The 12,366-nt window shown below is 67.8% G+C and carries 9 protein-coding genes and 1 pseudogene; 4 read left to right on the top strand and 6 right to left on the bottom strand.

Annotation, left to right across the window (positions count from 1 at the left end; translation table 11 throughout):
• The first annotated feature begins 191 nt into the window (after nt 1-191).
• Nucleotides 192-2,045, top strand: a complete 1,854-nt coding sequence (locus AC4BEG_RS26865) for a DUF8508 domain-containing protein (protein ID WP_490702309.1) — start codon at nt 192-194, stop codon at nt 2,043-2,045.
• 47 nt (nt 2,046-2,092) lie between these two features.
• Here the strand turns inward: AC4BEG_RS26865 and AC4BEG_RS26860 are convergent, their stop codons facing one another.
• The 3 genes from AC4BEG_RS26860 to AC4BEG_RS26850 all read right to left on the bottom strand — a co-directional run bounded on the left by AC4BEG_RS26860 (nt 2,093) and on the right by AC4BEG_RS26850 (nt 5,520).
• Nucleotides 2,093-2,566, bottom strand: coding sequence for a hypothetical protein (locus tag AC4BEG_RS26860; protein ID WP_490702308.1), 474 nt, complete (start codon nt 2,564-2,566; stop codon nt 2,093-2,095).
• A gap of 155 nt (nt 2,567-2,721) precedes the next feature.
• The gene (locus tag AC4BEG_RS26855) at nt 2,722-5,037 is read right to left on the bottom strand and encodes a hypothetical protein (protein WP_490702307.1); all 2,316 of its coding nucleotides are present in this window, start codon (nt 5,035-5,037) and stop codon (nt 2,722-2,724) included.
• A gap of 9 nt (nt 5,038-5,046) precedes the next feature.
• Entirely contained in the window at nt 5,047-5,520 is a 474-nt protein-coding gene (locus AC4BEG_RS26850) for a hypothetical protein (RefSeq protein ID WP_490702306.1), read from the bottom strand.
• 301 nt (nt 5,521-5,821) lie between these two features.
• Here AC4BEG_RS26850 and AC4BEG_RS26845 point away from each other — a divergent pair, with 301 nt between their 5' ends.
• Entirely contained in the window at nt 5,822-6,268 is a 447-nt protein-coding gene (locus tag AC4BEG_RS26845; protein WP_490702305.1) for a hypothetical protein, read from the top strand.
• 124 nt (nt 6,269-6,392) lie between these two features.
• Nucleotides 6,393-7,331 (top strand): 4-hydroxy-tetrahydrodipicolinate synthase, encoded by a 939-nt coding sequence (gene dapA / locus AC4BEG_RS26840; protein ID WP_490702304.1) that lies wholly within the window; start codon nt 6,393-6,395, stop codon nt 7,329-7,331.
• A gap of 6 nt (nt 7,332-7,337) precedes the next feature.
• Here dapA and dapD read toward each other — a convergent pair whose 3' ends face one another.
• From dapD to AC4BEG_RS26825, 3 genes and pseudogenes are all read right to left on the bottom strand, one after another.
• On the bottom strand, nt 7,338-8,333 hold the full coding sequence (dapD, locus tag AC4BEG_RS26835) for a 2,3,4,5-tetrahydropyridine-2,6-dicarboxylate N-succinyltransferase (protein ID WP_490707204.1): 996 nt from the start codon (nt 8,331-8,333) through the stop codon (nt 7,338-7,340).
• Nucleotides 8,334-8,534: 201 nt separating this feature from the next.
• A pseudogene (locus AC4BEG_RS26830) lies at nt 8,535-9,065 on the bottom strand (TetR/AcrR family transcriptional regulator); the annotation flags it as partial.
• On the bottom strand, nt 9,065-9,385 hold the full coding sequence (locus tag AC4BEG_RS26825) for a DMT family transporter (protein ID WP_490702303.1): 321 nt from the start codon (nt 9,383-9,385) through the stop codon (nt 9,065-9,067). The pseudogene AC4BEG_RS26830 and the gene AC4BEG_RS26825, both read right to left, overlap by 1 nt.
• A 104-nt stretch (nt 9,386-9,489) precedes the next feature.
• Here AC4BEG_RS26825 and AC4BEG_RS26820 point away from each other — a divergent pair, with 104 nt between their 5' ends.
• Nucleotides 9,490-12,366: a helix-turn-helix transcriptional regulator gene (locus tag AC4BEG_RS26820; protein ID WP_490702302.1), complete on the top strand. Its 2,877-nt coding sequence runs from the start codon at nt 9,490-9,492 to the stop codon at nt 12,364-12,366.

Raw genomic sequence — 12,366 nt, 5'->3', positions numbered from 1 at the left:
TCACCACGCGCCGGCCCCCGATCGGGACGCAGCCGCTCCGCTTCCCTCTCCGCCCCCAGATTCCGTGAATTCATTCACGTGTCCCACCCCGAACACCCGCCATCTCTTGACAACTGCCCTACCCAGGGCCGAAATTGACGCGCGTAGAGGCCCATTTTCCCTCTGTTCACTCCTTTCCGGAGGCCACCACCATGTCCCCACGCGCACTGCGCGCACCTCTCACCGTCACCGCCGTCGTCGCCTCCGCGCTCGCGGCCGGGTTGCTCGTCGTACCGTCGTCGGCGTCCGCCGCCGAGGTCCGGATCCATGACATCCAGGGCAACACCCGGATATCCCCTCTGGCCGGGCAGAAGGTGGCCGACGTTCCCGGCACGGTCACGGCGATACGTTCCTTCGGTTCCGCGCGCGGGTTCTGGATGCAGGACGCCAGCCCGGACAAGGACCAGGCGACCAGTGAGGCGATCTTCGTGTTCACCGGATCGACCACGCCGTCGGTCGCCGTCGGCGACGCGGTCACGGTGTCCGGCACGGTGAGCGAGTACTACCCGGGCGGGGCCGACGCCGGGCTTCAGTCGATGACCGAGATCACCAAGGCGACCTGGACGGTCGGATCGTCCGGCAACGCGCTGCCCGCCGCGTTCCGCCTCAACGCCTCCACCGTCCCGGACCGGTACGCCCCCGAGCCGTCGGACGCCGGGAATGGCTCCAACGGTTCCAACGGCTCCATTGAGGGGTTGACGCTGCGGCCGCGTTCGTACGCGCTGGACCGGTACGAGTCGCTGGAGGGGATGCGGGTCTCGGTCACGAACGCGCCCGTCGTCGGGGCGACCAACACCTACAAGGAGCTGTGGGTCACCGCCGAGCCGCGGCACCACCGCACCGCGCGCGGCGGGGCGCTCTACGACTCCTACCGCGATCCGAACTCCGGTCGGCTGAAGGTGGCTTCCCTCCTGCCGTACGCCCAGCACCCCTTCCCCGTGGCGGACGTCGGCGACGAGCTGACCGGCACCACCGAGGGTCCGCTCGAGTACGACAACTTCGGCGGCTACACCATCGCGGCCACCGCACTCGGTGAACTCGCCGACCACGGGCCGGAGCGCGAGCGGACCCGGCCGCAGACGTCGGACGAACTCTCCATCGCCACCTACAACGTGGAGAACCTCTCCCCCAAGACCGCGCAGGCGAAGTTCGACCGCCTCGCATCCGCGCTCGTCGGCAACCTCGCCTCGCCGGACATCGTGGCGCTGGAGGAGGTCCAGGACAACAACGGGCCGACCAACGACTCCGTCGTCGCCGCGGACGCCACCCTGAAGAAGCTCACCGACGCGATCGCGGCGGCCGGTGGCCCCTCGTACGAGTGGCGGCAGATCGACCCGGTTGACGATCAGGACGGCGGGCAGCCGGGCGGCAACATCCGCGTCGCGTTCCTCTACAACCCCGAGCGGGTCTCGTTCACCGACATCCCGGGCGGGGACGCCACCACTCCGGTGCGGGTGGTGAAGAAGGACGGCAAGGCGTCGCTGTCGGCCTCACCCGGCCGTATCGCCCCGGGCGACGAGGTGTGGAAGGCCAGCCGCAAGCCGCTGGCCGGGCAGTTCTCCTTCCGTGGCCGCCCGGTGTTCGTGGTCGCCAACCACTTCAACTCCAAGGGCGGCGACCAGGGTCTGGACAGCCGCTTCCAGCCCCCGGCCCGCTCCTCGGAGACCCAGCGCACCGGGCAGGCCAAGGCGGTGAACACCTTCGTCAAGGAGCTGCTGGCCGCCGATCCGAAGGCCGCCGTCGTGGTCGCGGGCGACCTCAACGACTACCAGTTCTCGCCCGCGTTGGGCGCGCTCACCAAGGGCGGGGTGCTCACCGACCTGGTGACGCGGCTGCCGCGCGCCGAGCGCTACGGCTATGTCTACAACGGCAATTCGCAGGTGCTGGACCACATCCTCACCAGCCGCGCGCTGCGGAGCCCGGACTACGACATCGTGCACATCAACTCCGAGTTCGCGGACCAGTCCAGCGACCACGACCCGCAGGTCGTCCGCGTACGCCCCTAGGTTGCTCGTGCGAGCGCCGCCCGGGGAGTCCTGGGCGGCGCTCGTGGTCACCGGCAATGGAGTTTTTGCTGCGCGAAGGGTACGAACTTTTTCATCAGCGAAGTGAGCACCTTACGGTGGTTACTGGGGTCGCCGGGAGAGTCCCAGGTATGAAGCTCCAGAACGATGTGTTTTTCCGAGTTCGGATGCCAGCGATCCTTGGGCAGGTTGGCCGGACGATCGCAGGTGAAATATGAAGCCGCGCCATTGTCGGACAACATTCCTTCCTGACCGACCTGCATCTTGGCATCGTAATCATCTTTTCTGAACTTCCAGCTCGAGTAACTGTCGAACCTGTTGGCTGCCGCGAGGAACTTGGTGTTGCCATCGATATACACGAGGCAGCTGGTGTCGACTTTCCCGTTGTATAAGTCGAAAGGGCGCTTCGCGTCTATGCTCACGCGAGACCCCGGCTTCAACAGCTTTCTCACTTCGTCCCCCGGGAGCGCGCCCCAGCAGATGCGACGAGGGAGTTCGGGCACGGTCTCCTCGGAGCTGCTTTGAGAGCACGACGTGAGGATCGCCGAAGCCAGAAAGGCGCCTGCGCATCGTGTGAGTGTGAATCGTCTGCGGTTGCTCATCTTGCCTCAATCAGGACGCAGGAATGGGGAGTTCCATGCTGGTTGACATAACCCAATCAACCTTGATCTCCGGGCGCCACCCCTGTGTGCCCGGCGGAATGCGCTGCCGCCGACTTGGTTCTAGCCGATCCTACAAGCATGTTGATGAATTCCTGAGACAACCCGCTATCTCTGCAGGCGGCTCTTACTGCCCGCTCCGCTGCACTCTTCGTGGCTGTCTCAGCTTTCGTGTAGGATGCGACCGATTCCTTGTAGGCTTCGTCGGTCGTGTCCTTTTGGGCGCGCTCGGCAACCGCGTCAATTGTGTCTTCCTTGTACCACTGGATAGGGTCACCGACCACTGGGAGCATCTCGACGTATTTAGCTCCCACAGCATCCCAGATCCTATTACCCCACTTGACGTTATCGGCGACCCCTTTATTGAAATCCTCGTTCGCGGCGGCATGCTTGTCAAAAATAGCCTCAGCGCGCGCCTCAGTCATGATCCCGGCGACTTCGGACCCCGGCCACACCGCGTTCTCGATCGTCTCAGGTCGGACATTCTCACCCCTCTCCTGCACGATGTCGTGGACAAGCGACGTCGTGTACGCCTGTTGTGCATGGCTGATGGCACCGTAAGCCTGGGGGTCCTGGGACACAGCTCGGAGAAAGAGCTTGAGGTCTGCTTTATCAAATTCCGCCGGATGCCCGAACGGCTTGATCAGCTTCTCACCGTTCTCCACAGCCATCTGCACATCGGCCGTGTAATCAGCCGTGATGTTCCCAAAGTTCTTGGAGAGAATCCCAAGGGGTCCGGACTCACCCGGCTCCTTTCCCGATACGGACTCGGGGTTGTGGCCGATCTTCTCCACGATCCTCTCCGCGACGTTGGACATCCCCTCGGTGTGGCGCACGAGGGGTGCGTCGTCATCTCCGGGAACTCTGCCCGTGCTGGCCGCCTCCAGGGCGTTGCCCGCCGCCCTGGCCGCGGGCCTTGACTCGCCTCCTGAGGTCTGGTCGGTGGGGTCCATATTCTCGGAGCGGTCGAGGATGTAATCCACCATGCTCATGGGACGCTTGTCACCGCTGTTGGTCTTGCCGTCGTAGTTGGAGTCGTAATCCATGACGGCCTTGTCGTCTTTGGTGACAATTCCGTCACCATTGGTGTCTGAACGCACCGGCTCATTGAAGAACTGAGTGGAAGCCTCCGGGCTGTGGCTGAATGCCTCCATGAGGCCGGTTATCGGGTCGAATCCCTTGCCGCCCTTCTTGTCGAGGTTCAGCGCCATGTTCATGTTGGACGGCGCGTTGCGAGTCCAAACATCCGGATCCTTTCGATCCATGGCGACCATGTCACGCCCCACGGCCGTGAGGAGGTTGGAATCACTGAAGTCGCCGTGCCTGATGATCGAGCTCAGCGCCTGATAGCCGTATACCTCCTTGCCGTAACCGGCAACATCCGATACGTCGATTCCCTTGCGCCCGGCACGCAGCATGCCGTTGATCCATGTGGAGTCGAGATGTCCTTTGGTATCCCTGTCCGTCGCAACGCCGAGCATCGTTCCCATGTCGGTCTGGACGGCGTGGACCAGATTGATGCGTGCCTTCTCGTGCAGCGCCGTGGAGTCCAACGAGACATGGGTATAGAACTCCAGGGCCTTCTCCTGGCCCAGCGTCTTATAGAAAGTCACATCGAAATCGGGGTCTTTCGCATGCTCATGCAGGAGAGCCTTCAACTTCTTGAGGTCATCAAGATTCCGCGCCACTCGCTCCTTGGTTAGTTCTTCGGCGAGTTTCGCGGCTTTCTTGGCGTCCGCGACCGCCTCCTGCTTCTTGATCTTCTTCGCGGACTCGAGGGAGTCATACTTCGTGGTGCTGAAGTTGTACGGGTCGCTGCTGAGCGTCTTCAGTGCCCATGCGGCTTCGGAGTCGACTTTCGCGGCCTTGTTGAGTACTGCCTCGATCTTCGCGACCATGGCATCGATTTTCGCCTGGGACCCCTTGGGGGGTTCACCGCTGTCGCCGGAGTCGGCGTCCTTGAGGTCGACCACACCCTTGGCGCTGACAGTGAGGCCCTGCGTCTTGGCCTCATGTACCAGTTCCTTCAGGTCACCTTTCGCAATCTTGAGCGCATCATGGGCGTCCCGCAGGATATTGCGGAAGCTCGTGGCCTCGGTGATGGCGTCGTGAAACTCCTTGGCGGTCTTCTCGATGAAAGGCTTTGTCACGCCGGCGTTCTTGCCTGCCCAGTCGGCGCTCTTCGCCTTGGCTAACATGCCTTCGTCGGCGCTTTCTGCCAGCGTTTTGAGCTTTTTGATGGTCTGTGTCCAGTCGGAAACCGCTTCACTGAGAGACTTCAGTCTGAGGTGGTAGAGGTCCTCGAACGACGGCACTGAAACTCCTCAGTGGAAGTACTTGTTGATTTTCGACACGGTCAGCCGCTTGTTCTGGGCGTCGCACATCGTGTAGGCGATGTCCGCGTCGTCCTTGGCGTGTGACTTGGCGGAGAAATCGAGATGATTGGAGATGTGCGCACAGGCGTCCTGCAAGGTGCCGAGTTTCTTCTGCCATGCTTCCTCGGCTTTGCCGAGTGCCGCCCCCGTCTCGAGATGTCCTTCCGTGAGGGCGGTGGATGCCTGGAGAGTGGTGATCTGGGCCCATCCGCCGTCCGAGGCGATCCTGTCGTACAGCAGGAACGCGTCGTGTCCGATCTTGCCGAGCTCGTCACTCTTCACGCTCAGGTCCGGCTGCGGCGAGCCGCCGCTCGGGGTGCCCCGACCACCGCTTCCGTCATCAAGCTGATTGAGCCGCATCTGAGCCCGCTGCCCCTGCGCTGCTTCCGCACGAAGCGCACTCCATTGCTCGTCGAACGACACGCTTCCCTCCCCTGTAGTGCGTGTTCGAGACTCAAGTGTTCACAAGTCACCCTCAGTTTAGGGAAGTTGACCGTACGTAGGATGAAGTGAAGGGGTGTGTCGCCACGCAAAGACCTCTGCTCCAGCAGCCACCCCGACCGCGCTGGGGTGCCCAGGTCATACAAGGGTTCGCCTAGAGTGCTCCGGAGTCCGGCGGCCCGTCGGGCTTTGGAGCACTCGTGTGTCAGGGGGCCAGATGTCACCGTCGTCAGCCACGCGCCACCGGGCGGCCTGGGCCGTTCCGCTGGGTGGTGCGGGTCTGGTGCTAGCCCTGCTCCTGGCCGCCGCCGCGTGGTTCCTCCTCGGCCCCGACAGCAGAGCCCGCCCCTCGGCGGTGGACCGGGCCGAGCAACTGGCCCGTTTCGCGCCCGAGCAGAACCCGAACGCGGCCCGCTTCTACGTACCGGTCGAGGGCCGTAGCGCCGGGCACACCGCCTGCCTGCGCTACCGGATCAACGGCGGCCAGGACAGCAACCTCAAGGACTTCCGCTCCACTTACCGGATCGGCGGCCCGGCCCGCGTCGACGCCGCCATCCCGCGCGCGGTCGGGGACGGCCTCAGCAGCCATGTCCCCTCCCATGCGGACCTGGCCTTCACCGATATCGACAGCGGTGTACGGCGGGATGTGTACGTCGTCTACGGCGGCCAGGGCGAGGGCAGCCCCATCGAGTCGGCCGCCCGGGTCTACGTTCTGGCCGAGAGCCCGTAGCCACGCAGCCGCGTAGCCACATAGCCAGGCAGTCACGTAGCCCGTCCACCCGACAGCGATACTGCACGGTGGCGTGAAGAAGTCTGAAGTAGACCTACAGCACAGGGGGCATGAGACTTCCCTCATGTCCACCATGTCCACACACCCTCACCGCACCGGCGGCCCCTCCGGCCGTTCCGCCTGCGCCATGATCACGCCGTTCACCGCCGACGGTTCACTCGACCTCGACGGCACCCAACTGCTCGCCACCCGCCTCGTCGACGACGGCGGCTGCGACGGACTGGTGGTGAACGGCACCAGCGGCGAGTCGCCCACCACCAGCGACGCCGAGCGGGAGGCGGTCGTCCGGGCAGTGGCCGAGGCGGTCGGCGACCGGGCGCGGATCACCGCGGGGGTCGGCAGCAATGACACCCGGCACACGGTCGAGCTGGCGCGGGCGGCCGAACGGGCGGGCGCCCACGCGCTGTTGGTGGTCACCCCGTACTACAGCCGCCCACCGCAGGAAGCGGTCCGGGCCCACTTCCGCACCGTCGCGGACGCGGTCGGACTGCCCGTTGTGCTGTACGACATCCCCGGCCGGACCGGCACCGCGCTCACCTGCGACACCCTGCTGCGGCTCGCCGAACATCCGCGGGTGACGGGGGTGAAGGACTGCGCGTACGACCTGATGAAGTCGGCGAAGGTAATGGCGGCGACCGATCTCGCCTACTACTCCGGCTGCGACGAGCAGAATCTGCCGCTGCGGGCGATCGGCGCCGCCGGGTACATCAGCACGGTCGCCAATGTGGCCGGGCGCCAGGTGCGCGCCGTGGTGGACGCCTACGACGCGGGGGACCCGCGGACGGCGGCCCGCCGCCATCTCGCGCTGACCCCGCTGATCGACGCGATGATGTCGCGGCTGCCCGGCTCGGTCACCGCCAAGGCACTGCTCGACGCGCTGGGGCTGCCCGCGGGGCCGGTCCGGGCGCCGCTGCTCCCGGCCGACGCCGACACCACGGCCGGCCTGGTCGACACCTACAAGCGGGCGACGACCGGGCCGGCCTGGGACATCAGCGACGACTAGCGGTGGCTAGTTGTGGCTGTGGAGCGCCTCGTTGAGACCGCCCCACGAGCCGGAGCGCGGCAGCGCCTCGACCGCACCGGTGGTGGAGTTGCGGCGGAAGAGGAGGTTCTGGGCGCCGGACAGCTCCAGCGCCTTGACGATCGTGCCATCGGGCAGGGTGACACGGGTGCCCGCGGTCACGTAGAGGCCCGCCTCCACGATGCAGTCGTCGCCGAGCGAGATGCCGATGCCCGCCTGGGCGCCCAGCAGGCAGCGCTCGCCGATGGCGATGGTCTGCTTGCCGCCGCCGGAGAGGGTTCCCATGATCGACGCGCCGCCGCCGATGTCCGAGCCGTCGCCCACCACGACGCCCGCACTGATCCGGCCCTCGACCATCGAGGTGCCGAGGGTGCCCGCGTTGAAGTTGACGAAGCCCTCGTGCATGACAGTGGTCCCGGCGGCCAGGTGCGCACCGAGCCGTACGCGGTCGGCGTCGCCGATGCGGACCCCGGAGGGGACCACGTAGTCGGTCATCCGCGGGAACTTGTCGACGCTGGTCACGGTGAGCTGAAGGCCCTCGGCGCGGGCCGCGAGCCGGGCGCGCTCCACCTGGTCGACGGCGACCGGGCCCAGCGACGTCCAGGCCACATTGGCCAGCAGACCGAACATCCCGTCCAGGTTCTGGCCGTGCGGCGCGACGAGCCGGTGGCTGAGCAGATGGAGCCGGAGGTAGACGTCGTGGGCGTCCAGCGGCTTGTCGTCCAGCGAGGCGATGACCGTACGGACGGCCACGACCTCGACGCCGCGACGCGGGTCCGGGCCGAGCGCCTTGACGGCGGTCTCGCCCAGCAGACTCGCGGCCTGCTCGGCGTTGAGCCGCTCGGTCCCGGCCGGACCGGGCGTGTCGGCCAGCTCGGGGGACGGGAACCAGGTGTCCAGAACGGTGCCGTCCTCGGTGAGGGTGGCGAGTCCGGCGGCGACGGCGCCGGGGCGGGTGGTACGGGTGGTGGCTGCGTCGGTCATGGTCAGAACGCTAACCGGAGCCGCCCCCGGCAGGCGAACCGGTCTCATGTCCCGGTCCGGAGACCGGTCCGGAGACCGGTCCGGACGCCGGGCCGGGGCGGAGTCGGCCGTCGTTGCCGGCCTGCCCCGGTGGTCCGCTTTCTCCCGTCTCTCCCGCCCGCGAGCGGGCGGCCCCGTCGTCGTCGGCGGCGGATCAGCCGTGAGCCGTTCCAGCGCTGCCCGTACCTCGGTCCGCTCCAGCGGTCTGCCGGTCAGCAGTACCTGGAGTATCACCCCGTCCAGCAGCGCCGCGACCGCCCGTGCGGTGGCGGGGTCCCCGATCCGGCGGGCCAGCAGGGTGGCCATCTCGTCCGGACAGGCGGCGGCGATGGGCCGGACCGTATCCCGGCGCAGCGCGGCGAAATACAGCTCGTACTCCAGCTCCAGCCGGGTGCGGTCGCCGCCCAGCAGCATCTCGATCAGCCGCAGCAGCTCGTCGGCGAGCGGGTGGTCGGGGTCGGCGGTGCGCTCCCAGCGCTCCAGTTCGGCCTGCCACTCGGCGTTGACCTGGCGGAGGGCGGCGACCAGCAGATCGTCGAGGGTGGCGAAGTGGTACGTGGTCGAGCCGAGTGGGACGTCCGCCTCGGCGGCCACCGCGCGATGGCTCAGCCCGCCGATACCGCGCTCGCCGACCACCGCGATCGCGGCGTCGATGATGCGCTGCCGCCGTCCTGGGTCGTAGCGGCGCGGCATCAGTGCGCCCCGCCGAGGTTGAGCACCACGACCCCGGCGATGACCAGCAGCACGCCGATCACCTTGGCGGCGGTCGCGGCCTCGCCGAGGAAGACCATGCCGATGACGGCGATCACGGCGGTCCCGGCCCCGGCCCATATCGCGTAGGCGGTGCCGACGGAGACCGTCCTGAGGGTCTGGGCGAGGAGGCCGAAGGCGATCAGATATCCGGCGATGGTCGCCGTGGAGGGCCACAGCCGGGTGAGGCCGTCGCTGTACTTCATCGCGGTGGTGGCCAGAACCTCGGCCATGATCGCGCCGGAGAGCATCATGTACCCCATACGTACGAGCGTACACAACGATGCGTACGACCGTACACAGCAAGGCAGCATTCTGAGCACCGCCAGCCGATCACAGTGCGGCCGAAGCACGCATACTTGAACATATGCCGCATAGCACTGTCCTTTTTGAGCGAAGCGGCGAGCTCGAGGTCTTGCACAAGGCGATGAGGGCGGCCGGGGAAGGCCATGGCGGAGCCGTCCTGATCGAGGGTGCCCCCGGAATCGGCAAGACCAGCCTGCTTGCCGAGGGCAAGCGGATGGCCGAATCCGCGGGCCTTCAGGTGGCGACTGCGCGCGGGTCGGAGCTGGAGAGCGACTTTCCCTTCGGTGTGGTGCGGCAGCTTTTCGAACCGCTCCTGGCGCATATGGATCCCCGGGAACGCCGACGCATCATGTCCGGGGCGGCGGGCCAGGCGGCCGTTGTGCTGGAGCGGGTGGTCCCGGAGGACTCGCGGGGCGGCGACTTCTCGATTCCGCACGGTCTGTACTGGCTGACCGCCGATATCTGCGAACGGCAGCCGCTCGCCCTGCTGATCGACGATCTGCACTGGGCGGACGGCGACTCGCTGCGGTTCCTGAACCATCTGCTGCCTCGCCTGGAGGACCTCGGCTGCTGCGTGGTGGGCACCTTGCGGCCGTTCGGACTCGGCAACCAGCCGCACCTGCTCGACCAGATCGTGACCACGCCGCCCTCCGTACTGCTGGCCCCCTCCAAGCTGAGCCCGGCCGCCGCGACCTCGCTGATCACGGCGCAGTTCGCGAAGTCCGGCTCCCCCTCACCACAGGACGAGCACTTCCTGTCCGCCTGCTGTGCGGCGACCGGAGGCAATCCCCTGCTGCTGAAGGAACTCGCCGAGGCGCTCGCCGCCGAAGGCGTCGAGGCCACCGCCGCGAACATCCCCCAGGTCTACTCGGTGGGCCCCCGCGCGGTGGCCCGGCGGGTGGCGGTGTGGATGCGGCGCCTCCCCGAGGACTGCGTGGCGCTGACCCGGGCGGTCGCGGTGCTGGGGGACGGAGCGGAGGTGGCGCATGCGGCCGCGCTTGCGGATCTTCCCCTGGAGGACGCGCTGCAAGCGGCCAAGGGCCTCGAACAGGCACAGATCCTCTTCGCGGACTCGTCGAACGCCTTGAAGACCCGGCTGGGTTTTGTCCATCCACTGGTCCGTGCGGTGATCTACGAGGGGATGTCCCCCGCCGACCGCCACCGCGCGCACCGCAAGGCCGCCGTTCTGCTGAAGAGCTCCAAGGCGGAGGTCGAGACGGTGGTTCCGCAGCTGCTGCGGACACTGCCCTGCGGCGACGACGAGACGGTCGGCATGCTGTGGTCGGCCGCGAACAGCGCGCTGGCCCGCGGCTCCCCGGGCACCGCCGCGACCTGTCTGCGCCGCTGTCTGGCCGAGCCCCCGCCGCCCCGGATACGGCTGGACCTCCTCTCCGCGCTCGGCAACGCGATGCGGTACGTGGACACCGCGGGAGCCGTCCCCTATCTCGAGCAGGCGCTCGCCCTCGCCGGACACTCACGGCGGCGGGTGGAGATCGCGCTCGCGCTGGGCAATGCCCTGCTGCTGCTCCAGCGCGCCGAGGAAGCGCTAGCGGTGTGGCGCAGCGCGCTGGCCGACACCGCACCGGACGACACCGAACTGCGGTATCAGCTCCACGCCTGCATCCTGTCGATCCCGCTCTACGAGCCCGGACGGCAGGACATGCGCGAGGACATCCTGAGCCAGGTGTCCGAGCTGCGCTCCGCCGTACCGCACCCGGGTCCCGGCGGCAGGTCCCTGGACTGCGTCATCGCCGGACATGACGCGATCATCGGTGATCCGCGGGCGGTCCTGCGGGCCCGGAGCGCGCTCCGCGACGCCCCCGCGGCCCAGCAGCCCAACGGACAGATCTCGGTGTCCTTCGGCTGGCTGGCCCTGATCAGCGCGGACCGGGACGAGGTGATGGGCAGCCTGGACGCCGCGGTCGAGCAGGCACACCGGGAGGGTTCGCTGAACGGGCTGACCGGGGCCCTGACCTACCGGTCGCTGGCCTGGCTGTGCCGCGGCAACCTCGACGAGGCCACCGCCGACGCCGTGACCGCGATGCGCGCCGTGGAGACCTCGTCCGTACGCCTGCGCCGGCTGGTCCTCGGTCCCGTCCACGCCGAGGCACTGCTGGAGCGGGGAGCCCTGGACGAGGCCGGGAAGGCCCTGGAGTGGACCGGCGTTCCCGATCCCGCACCGGGCACCGGGCTGATGTACTACGTGCTGCACAGCAGGGCGCGGCTGCTGCGCATGCGGGGCCGTACCGCCGAGGCCCTCGACGCCGCCCTCGCCGCGGGTCGGTCCTTCAGCGCGGCGGGCGGGCAGAACCCCGCCGTCGTCCCCTGGCAGTCCGAAGCCGCGGTCTCCCTGCATCTGCTGGGACGCGACGAGGAGGCCAGGGTCATGGCCGCCGCGGAACTGCGGTCGGCCCGCTACTGGAGCGCGCCCAGGGCCCTCGGCCGTGCGCTGCGCGTCGCGGGAGCCCTGGCCGAGGGCGAAGCCGATCTCCCGCTGCTGCGGGAGGCGGTGGACCGACTGCGGGACTCGCCCGCCCGTCTGGAATACGCCAAGGCGCTGGCGGACTACGGTGCGGCGGTGCGCCGGCACGGCAAGCGGCGCGAGGCCCGGAGCGCGCTCAGCGACGCGCTGGACATCGCCGAGGCCCGCAAGGCGGCCCCCCTCGTCCAGCAGATCCGCGATGAGCTGCATCTGGCAGGGATCCGACCGCACCGCCACGCGGCCACCGGTCTCCAGTCGCTGACGCCGGGAGAGCAGCGGGTCCACGAACTCGTCGTCCAGGGAAAGACCAACCGGGAGATCGCCCAGCATCTGTTCGTGACCACCAAGACGGTGGAGGTGCATCTCTCCAGCGTCTACCGGAAGCTCGGCGTGTCCGGCCGGCACGAGCTCGCCGAGAAGTCGCCAAGCGACTTCTCCACACGGGCCCCGGGGTGA

The sequence above is a fragment of the Streptomyces sp. JLBJ103 genome, from assembly GCF_058215575.1.
This window is presented reverse-complemented; position numbering and strand designations above follow the sequence as displayed.